Raw genomic sequence first — 16440 nt, 5'->3', positions numbered from 1 at the left:
ATTTCTCTCTTTGAGGAACTACCCAGCACGCCCCTTAGCTTCACCTTCGACAACGGTAAGGAGTTCAGCAAGCATGGCGAACTCAGCGAGACGCTTGATGTTCCCTGCTTTTTTGCCAACCCCTATGATTCTTGGGAACGTGGCTTGAACGAGCACACCAACGGGCTCTTAAGGCAGTTCTTCCCAAAGAAAACCGACTTTACCAAGGTCGCGCCACGGGAGCTTAGCCATGCCGTCCATCTTATCAACCAGCGACCGCGCAAGTCGCTTGACTACCGGACTCCTCATGAGGTAATGTTTCCTGGACATCAGGATCGTTGCACTTCAGCCCTGAATAGGCCAGCTGAACCATAGGAAGGGAAGAGTGATCATGTGCTGAGTCGGGAAGCGCAGGCGGGCGGGAGGCCAATTCCTCCAAAGGACTGGCTGCCAGGGCTGAAAGAAAACTGGCAGACCGACATAGTTTCGGGGCTCATCATCTTTCTCATCGCGTTGCCGCTGTGCCTGGGCATCGCGATCGCCTCGGGCGCTCCTCCGATCGCCGGCGTGATCTCCGGCATCATCGCCGGGACGCTCGCCAACTTGCTGTCGGGGTCCTACGTCACCATCAACGGTCCCGCCGCAGGCATGATCGTGATCGTCCTCGGGGCGGTTACCGAGCTGGGCTTCGGCGGCGCCCTGGCGGTCGGCGTCGTGGCCGGACTGATTCAGATCGGGCTGGGCCTGGCAAAGTCCGGCAAACTCACCGGTTTCTTTCCCCTCTCGGTGGTGCACGGGATGCTCGCGGGCATCGGGCTGATAATCATGGCGGGCCAGATCCACCTCGTCGTCGGGCACGCGAACCCCCGCGCCCACGGCTTCCACATCCTCACGGAGATCCCGCCCAGCCTCGCCAACCCCGTCGTGGCGACCACGATCGTGGGTGTGGCTGCGATTCTCGTCATGGTGTTCTGGCCACGTCTCGGCAAGGTCGCCTCCGTGCTCCCGGCTCCACTGATGGCGGTCGTCATCGGCACGGTGATCGCCCTGGTCACCGGCGCGGGGCCCCGCATCGACCTCGCCGGCGGCTTGCTCCAAGGCTTCCACCTCCCCGACTTCTCCGCCTTGCTTTCAGCCGCGGCCGTGAAATGGATCGTCCTCTACGTGTTCGTCGCCAGCCTCGAATCGCTGCTGACGACCGAAGCGGTCGACAAACTCGATCCCTGGAAACGGCGCTCGAACATGAACAAGGAGCTGATCGGCAAGGGCGTCGGCAACGCCGTCTCGAGCGCCATCGGCGGGCTACCGATGATCGCGGAGGTGGTGCGCTCCAAGGCCAATATCCTCTCTGGCGCGCGCACGCGGTGGTCGAACTTCTTCCACGGCGTCTTTCTGTTCCTGTTCGTGCTGGCGGTCCCGGGGCTCCTCGAGCTGATTCCGTTCGCGGCCTTGGCCGGGGTCTTGATGGTGGTTGGCTTCAAGCTCGCCCACCCCGCTGATTTCAAGCACGCCTGGGACATCGGCAAGGTTGACTTCGTGCTCATGTTCGTCACCGCCTTTACGGTCTTGCTCACCGACCTACTGATCGGCGTCGCCACAGGCATCGTGCTCGGGATCTTGTACGCCATGGTCAAGGGGGTAGCGGCAGGCAACCTCTTCAAGCCTCGCGTGAAGGTCACCGAAGAGGGTGAGCAGGTGACCGTGCAGTTCAGGGGGGCGCTGGGCTTTCACAACTTCATCCCCGTGCGCAGCGTGCTCGACGACATGCCACGTGGCCGGACGGTCCTCCTCGACTTCACCGGTGTCCATTACATCGACCCAACGGTGTTGGAGCGCCTGCACGATTTCGAGATCGACTACGCCCAGGACGGGGGAACTGTCCGGCGCATCGGCGACATCGAGCTGCAAAAAGGTCCGCACCCGTTCTCCACGCGAACCGTCCCCAAGGTCACGGTCTGATGCCCCCGGGCGGGAGCCGTTCGGTAGCGTCATGACCCTCGCGAGCGAACCGCGACGCGGGAGGCGGTCATGGGCATCCTGAGCGCCATCGTCTGGACGCCGCTGATCGGCCTGGTCGTCATCTTGCTGCTGCCGAAGGACAGGCCCGCCCTGGTGCGCGCTGTGGCTCTGGCGACCGCCGGGATAACTCTGCTGTGGTCGTGGGCTCTGTTGGCAGGTTTCGATCAGGCCGCTGCGAACCCGCAGTTCGCCGAGTCTCGCCCCTGGATCCCCGAGCTCGGGATGACCTACACCCTGGCGGTAGACGGGCTGTCTTTGCCCCTCATCTTGCTGACGACGCTCCTGGTGTTCGTTGCCCTGCTGGCGTCCCAGCACATCACGCGCAGCCCCAAGGCCTTCTACGCGTGGATCCTGCTCCTGGAAACCTCGTGCCTGGGGGTCTTCGCGGCGCGCGACTGGTTCCTCTTGTACGTGTTCTGGGAGATCGCCCTGGTCCCAATGTTCTTTCTCATCGGCTTGTGGGGCGGCGCTCAGAAGGAGCGCGCCACGATGACCTACTTCTTGTACACCCTGGGTGGCTCGATCGTGATGCTGATCGGCATCCTGGCTGTGTATCTGGCAGCGGATCCGCACACCTTCGACATGGATGCCCTCCAAGCCACGAGCACCGGTTGGACTACGAGCTTCCAGGTCGGGGCCGTGCTCGCGTTGCTGGCCGGGTTCGCGGTGAAGATCCCGATCTTCCCACTGCACGGCTGGCTGCCCCTTGCGCACGTCCAGGCGCCTGCGCCGGTCAGCATCATCTTGTCGGGAGTGATGCTCAAGCTCGGCGCCTACGGCCTGCTCCGCTCGGCCGAGATCCTTCCCGCAGGGATCGGGGCGCTGGCGCCGCTGTTGTTCGCTCTCGGTCTCGTCAACATCATCTACGGCGCGCTGCTGGCGTTCAGACAGCGCGATCTCAAGGCGATCGTGGCATTCAGCTCCATCAGCCATATGGGCTTCGTGGTGCTTGGCATCGCCGCGCTGAACTACACGGGCTTTTCCGGGGCTGTCTTCATGATGGTCGCCCACGGCATCACCACCGGGGGTCTTTTCTTGTTGAGCGGTCTGCTATACGAGCGTACCAAGACCCTTGCGCTCGAGGACATCGTCGGTGCGGCCAGCCGTATGCCAGGGTTCAAGGCGGTGTTCACCCTGATCCTCCTCGCTTCGATGGGCTTGCCGGGCCTAGTCCAGTTCCCCGGCGAGGTGCAGGTGCTGATCGGAGCGTTCGCAGGTTTCGGCCTCCCCGTGCTCATCGCGGCCCTCGGTATTCTCATCGTTGCAACCTTCACGCTGCGCATCATTGGCGGAGTGCTCTCCGAAGATACGAGGAGTCGCTGGTCGGACCTGTCGGATCTGCGCGGCGCCGAAGTTGTGGCGGTCGCCCCCCTCGTGGCCCTCACCGTCATCCTGGGCGTGGCCCCGGGGATCGCGCTCCGCGTGTCGCACAGCACGATCGAGATGCTCATAGCGTGGATCGGATGAAAAGATGAGCGAACCGGGTGTGCACGAGCGGCTCTCCCCCCGTGAACAGCTCACCGAAGTCGTCGCGCATCTCGGTCACCTGCTTCCGGGCCAGGGGCCGATCGATACCTTCGTCCATCACAACACGCTGCACGGCCTGCAGCACCTTCCCTTTGACGAAGCGGTTGCGGAAGCCGAGGCGTTCTTCGGCGCCCAGGGCTATCTGCCCGTGACGGTGATGCGCGCTCACTATCGCACCGGACGTATCAGCGACGCCGACCTCGACGTGGTCCTAGCCGAGAGTCCCAAGTTCGCCGCTGGGGAGGTCGTCGGCACCGTCGGGGGCAGCGCGGTCACCACCAAGGACATCGGCAGGCTGCACCTGCTTCACGGGGTCAATGCGCTCGATCCTGCGACGCTCCGCTTCCTCGTCTTCGAGCGCGAAGCGACTCGGCGCTGGGTCGACGACCTCCCCCTGACGGTTGAGTCGCTCGCTCTGGCAAAGGCGGGACAGGAGCTGGCCGCCAGCGCCGACCGGGTCGGCCGCGAGCTCACGCTCGGCGCCTGGCTGGGGGAGCTGCTCGGGCTGGACATCGCCGCGGCGGTGAACGCCGAAGCGTCTCAGGACCTCGTTGACGGGCGTACGCCCGACAAGAGTGTCACGGCCCTGCTCGGCCGACTCGGGGTTCCGGAGGCGCGCACGTCCGGCTACCTGGGCCTGGTCGATCTGGCGCTTGGTGGGCTGCTGGCTGCGGATCGAGACCGGGCGCGCCGGGTATGGCTCGCGGCCGAGGCCCGGCTGGTCGAACGCGTGGCCCGGCGTCAGCTGGAACTGCCGGGAAGGCTCGACGCCCTCGAGCGGGGTCTGCGCGCCGACCTCGAGGCTTACGCGGTCACCGCGTTGTGGACCGCATGCGTGGCGTCGTTTGGCCTTGCCGACCCGCTGTCGCCTACCGACCCGCGCACGCTCGAGCTGCGCGATCCCGATGCCTCGATCGACCGCCTCGGCGAGCACTTCGGCGCGCTCCGGAGCAGCGAAGGCTTCGACGTGCCGCTCGAGCCGGACGAGCGTGCCGAGGTCGAAAGCGCGCTCCTGGCTGAGTTGGAACAGCTGCGGGCGCAGGTCGCAGCGGATCCGGCTCGAGCTCAAGACGCCGAGCTCCGGGAAGCTGCCAGTGCGGCATGGTTCGCGCTCAACGAGTTGGGCGAAAGCTACGGCCGCACGGGCTTCGAGGCCCTTCAAGCGCTTGCTCGGCTGCGACCCGGCGGCGCCGTGGCTGCGGCAGCACGACGTGTCGCGCCCAGGGATCCGGGCGAGGCCGTGCGCGCGCACGCTCAGGCCGTCCTCGCTTCGGACCTATCTCGCTTCGGACGCGACCTCACGCACGCGGACCTGCTGGCGAGATTGACCGGGGCGGACGTCACCACGCTGGTGAACCGCTACATGATCCGCCTCTGCGCAGCTTTCCTCGACCTCGGACAAGCCGCGTGGCGGGCTCCGGACCGCCCGCTCGGTTTCTACGGCGCCTGGCGGTCCTCAGTGCAGCATGATCCCACCCTCGCCATCGCCGGGGTGCGCGGATGGCGCGCCGAGCTCGCGGAGCTCCCGGACGATCCTGCCGAGACAGTCATGCTCCAGCTCGAGCGCCTCGGCGTCGAGCCGCAGGACCACTACGTCTATCTCGGGCGCATCCTGACCAAGCTGGCCGGTTGGGCCGGAATGATGAACTGGTGGGCCTCCAACCCCGCCTTCGCCCCGCAGCAGGGTCGTCCCACCGATCTCCTCCAATATCTGGCCGTCAGGCTCACGGTCGAGCTGGCGGTGGTGCGCCAGGGCTGTCAGCAAGCTCTGGGCGTCGCCGACCCCCACGTCGGCACCGTCGCCGCACGGCTGCGCCCGGCTGCGTTCGAGTACTACGTCCGCAGCGAGCTTCATCGCGGCCTCTTGCCGGCTATCTTGGCGCATGAAGCGCACGACCTCGAGCGCAAACGTGGACTGAGCGACCAATGGGAGACACTGGCTCAGCAGGCGTGGATCTGGAGCCAGCACCTTGAAGCGGCCGCGAACCGTGAAGTGGCCGACAAGGCGTGGCGGCTGTTCCGCCTCGCGCAGCTCGCGGGCTGGTCGGCGGGCGAGATCCGGCTGCTGTCGCCAGCGACCAGGGACCGCCTCCTCGCCGTCCTCGATTCCTGGCCCGAGCAGGCGCATCGCCCGCTGTGGCTGGCGGCCTTCGAGCGCCACTACCGTGACGAGATCCTCGCTGCACTGGCAGCCAACCGTGGCCTGGGCCGCTGGCAGGTTCGCGACCGGCGGCCGAAGGCTCAGGTCGTCTTCTGCATCGATGAGCGCGAGGAGTCCATGCACAGGGCCTTTGACGAGCTCGATCCCGAGCACGAGACCTTCGGCGCGGGCGGCTTCTTCAACATGGCGATGGCCTTTACTGGTCTCGACGACCACAACGGCGTCCCGCTCTGCCCTGCGGGCGTCGTCCCCACGAACCGCGTCAAGGAAGTGCCGCGCGAGGACGAGGCTGCCCTTGCTGCCGGCGAGGCGAGGCACAACCGCCGCTTGTGGCGCGAGACCTCAGAGAACACCTACTGGGAACTCAAGCGCAATGCGGTCTCCGGTCTGTTCCTCACCCAACTCGTGGGACTGGTCCAGTCACTTCCGCTCGCCGGCCAGGTGCTCGCGCCATGGCATTGGAGCGAGCTCACGGAACGCCTCGACAAGTGGGCCATTCCAAGCCCGGCCACCCAGCTGACGGTAGCTGCGGAGCAGCATCCCAGGCTCGGTTTCACGCTGATGGAACAGGCAACGCGGATCGAAACGCAGCTGCGCAACATCGGGCTTACCCACCACTTCGCTCGCTTGGTCGTGTTCGTCGGCCATGGCTCGTCCTCGCTCAATAACCCCCACGAGTCCGCGCACGACTGCGGGGCCTGCGGGGGCAAGCACGGAGCGCCCAACGCGCGTGCGTTCGCCGCCGTGGCCAACCGGCCAGCGGTGCGCGAGGAACTCTCGCGGCGCGGCATCGACATCCCCAACGACACCCACTTCGTCGGCGGGGTGCACAACACCGCCAGCGACCGGAACCGCTTCTTCGACACCCAAGACATTCCAGAGACACACCGTGACGAGTGGCAGGCGCTGCGCACGAACCTCGACGAGGCCCGCGCCCTGTCGGCCCGGGAACGGTGCAGGCGCTTCGACTCCGCTCCCAAGACATCGTCGCTGAGCCGCTCCGTCAGACACGTTGAGGGTCGTGCGCGCGACTTGTCGCAGGTGCGCCCTGAATGGGGGCACTGCACGAACGCGGTGGCCGTCGTCGGCCGTCGCGCCCTCACACAAGGACTGTTTCTCGACCGCCGTACCTTCGTCATCTCCTACGATCCCGCCGGCGACCCCGACGGATCGATCGTGCAGCGCATCCTCCTCGCGATGGGGCCGGTGGGGGCGGGCATCAACCTCGAGTACTACTTCTCGACGGTCGACAATCGCCGCTTCGGATGCGACACGAAGGTGCCGCACAACGTCACCGGCTTGCTCGGAGTCATGGAGGGAGCGGCGAGCGACCTTCGCACCGGTTTGCCGAAGCAGATGGTCGAACTGCACGAAGCCATGCGCCTGCTCCTAATCGTCGAGTCGCCGTTGGCGGTGCTGGGACAAATCCATGCTTCGCAACCCGGGATCGCCCAACTGCTCGACAACGAATGGGTGCATCTCGTAGCCGTCGATCCCGCCGACGGCCGCTTCCACGTGTTCGTCCCTGGGCGCGGTTTCGAGGCCTGGGCGGGAGAGCCGGCGGAACTCCTTGTCGTGGCGAACTCCTTTGAGTACTACGGGGGCCGCACGACGTTTCTACCGCCCGCGCGCATCGGAGCCGAGAGACTGCGATGACGGCGTTCGAACTGCTCGTCATGGCGATTCCGGGCTTGCCCCTTGCCGCCGCCGCACTAGCGACCGCCGATCGCGTGTCGGGCGGCCGGCTGCTGGGAGCACGGCTCCTCGCGCGTGTTGCGGTCTGGGGGGTGGGGCTGTCGGCCGCAGCGGCCACGGTCGCGGCCGTCGTCACCTTCGCCGATCCCGCGCCCCGGCTCGTCGTCTTGGGGACTTGGCTGCAGACCGGCTCGCTCCAGGTCGACCTCGGCTTGCTCCTCGATCCGCTCTCCGCGGTGATGGCGCTCACCGTTGCCGGACTGAGCTGGCTCGTCGCCCGCTTCTCCGTCAACTACCTTCACAACGAAGTCGGCGTCGGGCGCTACTTCACCATCTTGCCGCTCTTTGTCGGCGCGATGCTGTTGCTCGTTCTCGCCGAGAACTATCTCCTGCTCTTCGTGGCCTGGGAAGTCGTCGGAGCCTGCTCCTACTTGCTGATCGCCTTCTACCGCGATCGCAACTCGGCGGTCGATGCCGGCACCAGAGCGTTCATTCTGAACCGCATCGGCGACGCGGGGTTGCTCGCGGGGATCTTCCTGCTCGCAGTCCACTATCAGGTGCTGAGCTTCTCGGTGGTGCTGGCATCGCCGCTGCCGGCAGCGACGGCGACGGCCGTGGGCCTGTGCTTCTTGATCGGTGCTACCGGCAAGTCGGCCCAAGTCCCGCTGGGTGGGTGGCTGGCGCGGGCCATGGAGGGTCCGACGCCGTCCAGCGCACTCATCCACGGGGCAACCATGGTCACGGCCGGCGTCTATCTGGTGGTGCGAAGTGCGCCGCTGTACGAGCAGGCGCCCATCGCTTTGGTGGCGGTCGGGGTGATCGGGGCCGTGACCGCGCTCTACGGACAGCTGGTCGGCCTTGCCCAGACCGACATCAAGGGGATGCTCGCTGCTTCGACCAACGCCCACCTCGGCTTCATGTTGCTGCTGTGCGGGCTCGGGCTCTACCCGATCGCGGTGTTCCACCTGGTGGCGCACGCGTTTTACAAGACGAACTTGTTCCTCACGGCGCCGTCGATCCTCCATCACCTGCACGGGGGGCCCGATCCCACGGCAGTAGCTCGGCCGGCCGACACCGCCCGCGTTCCTGCGCTGCTGGTGGGGCTTGCTGCTACGTTGCTGCTGACAGCTCCGCTGTGGGTGAGGCCGTTGCAGCTGCCCCTGGAGTTCGTGCCAGGGCTGACCATCCTCAGCGGGCTGGCAGTCGTGGCCGCCTTTGGGCTCTGGTTCTCGGCTCGCCGGATGGTGCGCGCGACCTTTCACGACGAGAGGAGGGCCAGGCGGCGGACGGCGATCGCCGTGGCGACAGCAGTCGTCCTGGTGGCGGCGGGCGCCGCCCTGGGGCTGCAGCCGGGAGGGCTCGACGGCTCCTGGTTCGTGGAGCTGCTTGCCCCGACGCTCACCTCGACGACGACAGCCTTCCAAGCGCCTGCCGCGTTCACAGCCCTGCTGGTGGCCGCTCTGATCTGTCTGGCGGTCTCCGGCATCGTGACTCCGCGGTACTTCGACCGCTTCCGCGCCGAGCAACCTGCGGGCAGCGGTGGCGCTCTTGCGCGTCGCCTCTACTTCGCCGCCGCGAACCGCATGTGGTTGGACGACTTGGCCGATCGTGCGACTGCGGCCGTGATCCGGGCGGGGACCGCCGTAGACCGCTTTGACCGCGCCGTCTTCGATTCCTTGACGGGGCCGCCGCTCCCGTCCGCAGTCCCGGCTCGGGAAGTGAGCTGGGAGGCGAGGCTCGCTGCCGCCGCCGCTGATACCGCCGAGCCCCCGCGTCCTGAGCTCGCCTGGCTGCGCGAATCCGGTGCTGCGCCACCCCAGCTCGAGGGCGCGCAAGGGCGGCCGTCCGGCAGTCTGATAGATAAGATCGGCTCCGCCACTGTACGCGTCGAGCGCGAGATCACGGCTCACGGCGGCGGCCTCTACGGCGCGCTGACCAATGCGATGTCCAAGGTCAGCGAGAGGCTCGAGCGCGTGGTTTTCCAGCGCGGCATCGAGTCCGTGTTGGAGCGGTTCACGGCCGCGCTCGCCGCGTTCAGCGAAGGGCTTGAACGCCAGGTGTTCGAGCTCGGCCCGGCTCGAGTCGTGAAGGTGGGCGACCGGCTGCGCCAAGTTCTCCTGCTGGTCGAGACGCTGCTCGGCAGGCCCGCCGTGGTCGCGCTCCTGGCACTTTCTTGCCTCGTCGTCGTGTGGCTGGCGCGGTGATGGCCAACGACCTGCTGGCCATGGATCAAGTCGGGCTGCCTGTCCTGAGCCTCCTCGTCTTGTTCCCGCTGTTTGCAGCGGCTGCGCTGCTGGCGCTGCGGGACGACCGCTTTGCAACAAGGGTCGCCGTCGTCGCGGGGGTGCTGGAGTTTGCCGCTGCGACTGCGCTGGCGCTGGCGTTCGACGCCGGAACCCCTGGCATGCAGTTCGTCGAGCGGCTTCACCTCCTGCCCGGTCTCACCTGGCACGTCGGAGTCGACGGCGTCAGCATCTTGTTCCTGCCGCTGACCGCCCTCCTCACGCTGATGGTGCTCGCGTACGCGGAGCACAACATCCCCGCGGTCAGGGCTCCCGGCGACCCTCCGATCACCGGGACGGCGCGTGGTTACTGCGCTGCGATCCTCGCCCTCCAGGCGACCATGTTGGGGGCCTTTGTCGCGCTCGACCTCTTGGTCTTCTGGGCTTTCTTCGCCGCAGAGCTAATCCCGGGTTGGTTCCTCATCACGCGCTGGGGGACCGGTCCAGGGCGTCGCGAGGCGGCGCATCATTTTGTCGGTTTCGTTGGGGCAGGCGCGGCGCTCATGCTGGTGGGCATCTTGCTGGTGGGCCGCGCCCACGACGTTGCCACGGGCCAAGGCATCTCGTTCGAACTGAGTCGGCTGCTCGAGGCCGGCTTGTCTCCGGCAGCCCAGTGGTGGCCGTTCGTGCTGATAGCGCTCGGGCTCGCGGTCAAGGCGCCGCTCTTTCCCTTCCACGCCTGGTTGCCGAAGGTGCTGGAACAGGGGCCGGTCGTCGGCTTGAGCGTCTTCCTCGTCGGCGTGAAGTTGGGAACCTACGGGTTTGTGCGCTTCGTCATCCCCTTGTTCCCGGACGCGGCGCACGCCTCGCTGTGGGCCATGGTTGCTTTCGGCGCGGTCAGCGTGGTCTACGGGGCTTTTCTTGCCTTGGGTCAGACGAACCTCCGGCGCCTGCTGGCGTTTGCCAGCGTCTCGCACATGGGCGTGGTGATGCTCGGGCTGTTTTCGTTGAACCTCGACGGCTTCGAGGGGGGGCTGCTGCAGATGATCAACTTGGGGATCGTGGGAGCGGGGCTGTTCTTCGTAGCCGGATTCCTGTCTGCCCGGATCGGCCAGCCAGAACTCGTCTCGCTTGGAGGGCTCGTCCACTCTGCGCCGCTCATGACCTTGGCTTTCTTGGTGATCGTGCTGGCGGGTGTCGGCCTGCCGGGCACCAACGGCTTCAACGGAGAACATCTCGTCATCCTTGGCGGCTACCGGCGGAGCTGGTGGATCGCCGTCGTCGCCGGCCTCGGACTTTTCCTGACGGCGGCCTACTCGCTGTCGTACTTCATCCGCGGCTTCATGGGTGACAGGCGCGAGAGGGTCGCGGAGCGCATCTACGACCTCACACGGGGCGAGCTCGCCATTGTCGCCACGCTCGCCGCCTTGATCTTTTGGATCGGGCTCGCCACCAGCCCCTTCGTCCAGACGATCCGCCCGCCGCTGACTTGGCTCGAGGACGTCGTCGAAGCGGTACCCTCCCGCGCCATCGAAATGGACATCCGCTAATGAGCCAAGATGCCGCCGGCGGCCTCCCCGTCCTTTCGCTGTTGCTCGCCTGGCCTCTCTTGGTGGCGATCGCGCTGATGCCGCTCCGAAACCTGTGGATCATCCGCCGGGTCGCGCTCGTCGGCGCGCTCGTGCAGTTGGCGGGGGCGGTGTGGATCTTCGCCGCCTTCTCAGCTGCGCCGACGGCTACCTTCCAGTTCTCCGAGCGCCTGCCCTGGATCGGTGCCATCGGCGCGAACTTCCACCTCGGGATCGACGGCGTCTCGGCGCCCTTCTTGCCCTTGACCGCCTTGCTTGCCGTCATAGCCGTGGCCCAGTCACAGCTCACCGTGGCCCACCGCGAGAAGGCCTATCTCATTTCGGTCCTGACGTTCTCGGTGGCTACGACCGGAGTATTCACGGCCTTGGACCTCGTGCTCTTCTTCGTCTTCTGGGAGCTGATGCTCGTCCCCACCTTCGTGCTGATCAAGCTCTGGGGCACGGGACCGGGGCGGAGCCACGCCTCCACGAAGTACGTCCTGTCGATGCTCATGGGCTCGGTGACCCTGCTTGCGGCCTTCGTCTTGCTGAGCGTCAATCACAGCAGCGTCACCGGGGCTTTGTCGTTCGACTACCTTGCCCTGCTCGCCGTCGAGCTGCCGGCAGGCCTCGCGACTGTGGTGTTCTTCCTCATGGCGTTCTCGTTCGCCCTCAAGGCGCCGCTGTTCCCCCTGCACTCGTGGCTGCCCCCGGCGCTGCAAGAAGGCCCCGTGGGCATGGGCATCTTGTTGGCAGGGCTGAAGGTCGGGGTGTACGGGTTCTTGCGCTTTATCGTGCCGCTCACGCCAGAACCCTTCATGGAGTGGAGGTGGCTCATCGCCGTGATCTGCGTCATCGCCATCTTGTACGGGGGGTTGGCGGCTCTCGCCCAACCCGATCTCCGGCGGCTGATCGCTTTCGCCGGGGTGAGCCACGTCGGGCTCGCCCTCCTGGGTTTGTCGTCCGGCAACGCCGACGGGGTCTCCGGCGCCGTCTTCCTGCTGGTGAACCTCGGGCTGACCGCAGCAGGGCTCCTCCTCGTCGTCGGGTTCATACACCAGCGGCTGGGAACCACCGATGCCAGAGCCCTCGGCGGCCTGAGTGCACGGGCGCCGGCGCTCGCCTCTTTTGTGCTGATCTTCATGTTTGCCGAGGCCGCGTTGCCCGGCACGAGCGGTTTTCCCGGCGAATTCCTCGCGCTACTCGGGGCCTTCCGTGAGTTCGGGGCGCCGGCGCTGATAGCGCTTGCCATCGTGGTGCTGACTGCGGCTTATGCCCTGATCTGGATGCAACGTGCGTGCTTTGGGCCGGTCACAAGCGACCGCGTGAACAGCGTCAGCGACCTCGGGCCCATGGAGGCCGGCCTTGCCTTTGCGGTGGCGGGCGCCATCTTGGTGATCGGGATTGTTCCTTCACTCATTCTCGACCCTGCCCAGCCCTCGGTCGCCCTCCTCGTGGAGCGACTTGCCGATGCGGCTGAAATCCTGGTGCTGCGGCCGTGAACATGGTCGCGCTGCTGGTCATCCCGCTCCTCGCCGCAGCCGCGGCCGCAGCACTACGAGAGCGCCCGCGCGCCCGCGACGCCGTCATGATCCTCGCCGGTCTTGCCCAAGTGGCCGCGGTAGCGGCCATGGTGCCGGGGATCTTGGACGGCCGTACAGCGACCCTCACCATCACGCCGTTCTTGCCTGAGGCGCCGATCGCACTGCGCGCCGACTCCCTCGGCGTGCTGCTGGTTCTGACCGCGTCGCCACTGTGGTTGCTGACGTCTCTCTACTCGATCGGCTATCTGCGGGGCTCGGCCGTATCGCCTACCCGCTTCCACGTGCTCGCGGCCGTCACCATCTCGGCCACGGCCGGGGTGGCGTTCTCCGCAAACCTCGTCACGCTCTACTTGTTCTACGAGGCGATGACGATCGCCACCTACCCGCTCGTCACCGCTACCGGCACCGCCGAGGCGGCGGCCAGCGGACGTCGCTACCTCGCCTTCCAGCTCGGCACCGGCATCGCCTTCTTTTTGCCGGCCGTCGTACTCACCTACGCGCAGACCGGGTCGTTTGCCCTGACGCCCGGTGGCCTCTTCGGCGCGGAGCCGACGGGTTTTCTGCCGATCCTCACCTACTTGCTGTTCCTCTTCGGGATCGCCAAAGCCGCGATCATTCCGGCTCACGGCTGGCTGCCCGCCGCGATGGTGGCGCCTGTGCCCGTGAGCGCCCTCCTCCACGCGGTTGCCGTCGTCAACGTGGGCGTGTTCGCCCTGTTCCGGGTGATGCTCGAGGTGTTCGGACCCGACGCCATCGGGGCGCTCGGGCTCGGTCACATCACCCTGATCGTCACCTCCGTGACGATCCTCGTTGCGTCCCTCATCGCCCTGCGGCTCGGGAACCTGAAGGAGATCCTCGCCTACTCCACGATCGGGCAGCTGTCCTACATGGTCCTGGGAATCGCGCTGCTGAACGACGCGGGCGTGACGGGAGGCATGCTCCACCTCCTCGGGCATGCGGTCGCCAAGATCACCCTCTTTTTCGCGGTCGGCGCGATCGCCGTCGGCACGGGAGCGACGACCGCGAAGGGGCTGCTGGGACTCGGCCAGCGACAGCCGCTGCTGCTCGGCCTCTTCGCCGTCGGCGCCGCCTCGATCATCGGGCTTCCCCCCACGATCGGTTTCGTCACGAAGTACTTCTTGTTCATCGGCGCCGCCCAAGCACGTCAATGGCTGGTGCTGGCGGTGCTGGCCGCGTCGACCATGCTGGCGACGACGTACTACGTGCGTCTGGTTCGGGCCGCCCTGTCGCCCGCCCTGTCGCCGATGAAACAGCGGGGCGGCGGCGCGGCCGCGCCGGCGCCCTCACCGCGGTCCGGCTCCCCGGTGCCGTGGCAGATGCTCGTCCCGACGGTCGTCACCGCGGTCTTGACGGTGCTGCTGGGGATAATCCCCGGCCCAATCCTGACGCTGGTGCGCGCGGCGATCCCGTGACCCAATGACGAGGTCCGTTCACGCCCGAGCGGCGCTCATCGAGGAAGGCCGAAAGGATGCAGCAATTAGAAGTGAACGTTCCATGGGAGACCTAGCCGCCACTCCCCTTACTATCCTTCAGAAACACCGCCCACCACGGACTCTACTAAAGATGAGGTCGCTCGAAGCAAGTGTGATCACGTTGTAGCAGAACAACCGCAAAATTTAGCCCGTTAAGCGCGTGCTAGACGAGGCGCTGATGTCTTCAAAGCTGTACATGTAGCGACCCAAATTCGCCACCTCACCTCTACCAATACTGCGACTTAGAATGCGTCCCTGACGCGCTTTCTGGCTTCATTTCGAATTGCCGGAAAGGATGGCTCGACGCTCACGTCGTGGGCAGCGAACTGCAGCTTTCCTACTCACCGTTCGCACCCTGCGCGTCGTCACGCCTGAAGCGAACGCGCTCGAGGCGCTTACCGAGGCCGAGGCGCCCGGTATCCGTGGGCATGGGGCAGGTGCGCGTTCAGCTCGAGGCCGGCGTCCTCTCTCGATCGTGCGGCGGACATGCGGGAGACGGTGTCGAGGGTCTAAGCTCGACTTTGCACAAAACTGAGCGAACGAGGTAGGCTGATGTCTCCCTTGGAGGTCAGCCATGCCCCCACTACCCACAGCGTTACAGAAGGTGCTGTTACCTTTTGCTTGCCTGTTCACGAGACCCACCTGGTGCAAGGTACAGGTACTTCTGGTTGGGGCTGTGCTCGCGCCAGGCAAACGTACAGTGACAGCCGCCTTACGGGTGATGGGTCTGGCTCAGCAAAGCGACTTCGCGAAGTACCACCAGGTCTTGAACCGGGCATCTTGGTCGGCCTTCAAGGCGAGCCGTGTTCTGCTCGGCTTGCTGCTCAACGCCTTTGATAGCGGTGGGCCTCTGGTCTTTGGGATCGATGAGACACTCAGGACGCTGGGGCAGGAAGATCAGCGCTAGAGGCATCTACCGCGACGCGGTCAGGTCCAGTCACAGTCACTTCGTGAAGTGCAGCGGCCTACGCTGGCTCAGTCTGATGTGGCTGACGCCGATTCCCTGGGCTAAGCGGGTGTGGGCGCTCCCGGTGTTGACAGTCCTGGCACCGTCCGAGCGATACTGCCGAGAACAGAACATCCGCCATAAGAAGCTCACCGACTGGGCTAGGCAGATTCTGCTGCTGTTACGTCGCTGGTTACCTTACGGGTGCAACTCACACTACGGGGATAGGAAAAGCCCTTCGTCGTAAGGTATCGTGCGAGGCCACTGGTCTTCGGGAGCACATCTGCGCCCTCAATGCCGCCATCCGCCCTGCCCCTGCTCGTGACCACTCCATGCCGGATTGTTTCATGCGCTTGCCGATCACACTCTTGTTCATGCCCTCGATTTGACCAGAGCCTATGGGCCAGCCTCGTGCCTTGTACGTCTTGTAAGCCATCTTGTCCTGCCTGCTGAGCAAGTAGTTGGCGGCAGTCTTGGCGTCATCCGACCAGCTAAGTCTTTTTTCCGCTGCCGGCAGGTAGCGCTCCAGCCACAGCCGCGCATCGACCTTGCCTTCTTGCCACTGCTTACGCTCCCATGTCCGCTCCCAAACAGGCCAAGTCATTTCCACCATCACCGTTTCCAAATAGCCACAGGCGTGGTAGACAAGGTGCCCTGTGAAACGGGTATCGATGACCTGAGGAATGTCCAGAGCCTGGCAACTCTTCTCGAGCCATACCGCCCCATCGCTGACAGCCACGACCTGATCGTTTTCGCGCAGCCCCGCATGGCGAAAAAGACCTGAGACTTGGGCGGTAAAGCTCTCGGCACTGTTGATGTCGGCTATCATGCTGCGCTCGGCAGGACTGTTCTGAGGGTAGATGACCGCCGCCTTGATCTCGATGCCCTCGCACTTGCCCTCGTCGCTGTGCTGATACCTCACGTCGTCACCGCCAACGCCCGCCTCTACCGTCAAGCTCTGCTCGACTTTGGCAGGCTTGCCCCCTTGTCTCGTCAGCTTGCTCTTGGGCTGACCCAAAACTCTCACCCCATCTGCCTGCACCACCATCAACCGCCCGATCCCCTGGGCCGGAAGCAGTGGCTCTGTCTGCTGTTCCTCCAAAACCTCGCGCACCTCATCTTGGCAAGCCTTGGCATAAGGTTCGATGAGCCGCTCCAAGCCCGCTAGGCTGATGCCCCGCAGCAAACCAAAGTCCTGTGCTGTTGATACCGCTTCGGCAAAGGAATACTTGCTGGCAAGTTTGCTCAGTACCTGTAAGCTGGCAGCCGTCCAACCGCTGCTATCC

The 16440-nt window shown here is 65.6% G+C and carries 10 protein-coding genes; 9 read left to right on the top strand and 1 reads right to left on the bottom strand.

The features are described from left to right. The 9 genes from M3498_16045 to M3498_16005 form a co-directional block, all read left to right on the top strand. A partial coding sequence (locus M3498_16045; protein ID MDQ3460791.1) for an IS30 family transposase occupies positions 1–354 on the top strand: 354 nt, incomplete at its 5' end. 18 nt (positions 355–372) lie between these two features. After that, complete coding sequence (locus M3498_16040; protein ID MDQ3460790.1) at positions 373–1938, top strand: SulP family inorganic anion transporter; 1566 nt, start codon at positions 373–375, stop codon at positions 1936–1938. A gap of 69 nt (positions 1939–2007) precedes the next feature. Further along, positions 2008–3465 (top strand): NADH-quinone oxidoreductase subunit M, encoded by a 1458-nt coding sequence (locus M3498_16035; protein MDQ3460789.1) that lies wholly within the window; start codon positions 2008–2010, stop codon positions 3463–3465. 4 nt (positions 3466–3469) lie between these two features. Continuing rightward, positions 3470–7342 (top strand): DUF2309 domain-containing protein, encoded by a 3873-nt coding sequence (locus tag M3498_16030; protein MDQ3460788.1) that lies wholly within the window; start codon positions 3470–3472, stop codon positions 7340–7342. After that, positions 7339–9585 carry a hypothetical protein gene (locus tag M3498_16025; protein MDQ3460787.1) on the top strand — a complete coding sequence of 749 codons (2247 nt, stop codon included), beginning with the start codon at positions 7339–7341 and terminating at the stop codon, positions 9583–9585. Before M3498_16030 ends, M3498_16025 begins: the two co-directional genes overlap by 4 nt. Continuing rightward, a complete protein-coding gene (locus tag M3498_16020; protein MDQ3460786.1) occupies positions 9585–11153 on the top strand; it encodes an NADH-quinone oxidoreductase subunit M in 1569 nt (522 codons plus the stop codon). The genes M3498_16025 and M3498_16020 overlap by 1 nt, the downstream gene beginning before the upstream one ends. Then, positions 11153–12673, top strand: a complete 1521-nt coding sequence (locus M3498_16015; GenBank protein MDQ3460785.1) for an NADH-quinone oxidoreductase subunit M — start codon at positions 11153–11155, stop codon at positions 12671–12673. The genes M3498_16020 and M3498_16015 overlap by 1 nt, the downstream gene beginning before the upstream one ends. A 2-nt stretch (positions 12674–12675) precedes the next feature. Beyond that, positions 12676–14148 carry a monovalent cation/H+ antiporter subunit D family protein gene (locus tag M3498_16010; GenBank protein MDQ3460784.1) on the top strand — a complete coding sequence of 491 codons (1473 nt, stop codon included), beginning with the start codon at positions 12676–12678 and terminating at the stop codon, positions 14146–14148. Between the two features lie 634 nt (positions 14149–14782). Then, entirely contained in the window at positions 14783–15115 is a 333-nt protein-coding gene (locus M3498_16005; protein MDQ3460783.1) for a transposase, read from the top strand. 250 nt (positions 15116–15365) lie between these two features. Here the strand turns inward: M3498_16005 and M3498_16000 are convergent. Beyond that, on the bottom strand, positions 15366–16440 hold a 1075-nt coding region (locus M3498_16000; GenBank protein MDQ3460782.1), incomplete at its 5' end, for a hypothetical protein.

The sequence above is a fragment of the Deinococcota bacterium genome, assembly GCA_030858465.1.
GTDB lineage: Bacteria > Deinococcota > Deinococci > Deinococcales > Trueperaceae > JALZLY01.
The sequence above is the reverse complement of the archived record's forward strand: the minus strand, read 5'-3'. Positions and strand labels throughout refer to the sequence as shown.

What these genes read in the sequence shown, in the direction of transcription:
- M3498_16030 (MDQ3460788.1), top strand. Translation starts at nt 3,470, where the DNA reads ATGAGCGAACCGGGTGTGCACGAGCGGCTCTCCCCCCGTGAACAGCTC.
- M3498_16020 (MDQ3460786.1), top strand. Translation starts at nt 9,585, where the DNA reads ATGGCCAACGACCTGCTGGCCATGGATCAAGTCGGGCTGCCTGTCCTG.
- M3498_16005 (MDQ3460783.1), top strand. Translation starts at nt 14,783, where the DNA reads ATGCCCCCACTACCCACAGCGTTACAGAAGGTGCTGTTACCTTTTGCT.
- M3498_16035 (MDQ3460789.1), top strand. Translation starts at nt 2,008, where the DNA reads ATGGGCATCCTGAGCGCCATCGTCTGGACGCCGCTGATCGGCCTGGTC.
- M3498_16015 (MDQ3460785.1), top strand. Translation starts at nt 11,153, where the DNA reads ATGAGCCAAGATGCCGCCGGCGGCCTCCCCGTCCTTTCGCTGTTGCTC.
- M3498_16025 (MDQ3460787.1), top strand. Translation starts at nt 7,339, where the DNA reads ATGACGGCGTTCGAACTGCTCGTCATGGCGATTCCGGGCTTGCCCCTT.
- M3498_16010 (MDQ3460784.1), top strand. Translation starts at nt 12,676, where the DNA reads ATGGTCGCGCTGCTGGTCATCCCGCTCCTCGCCGCAGCCGCGGCCGCA.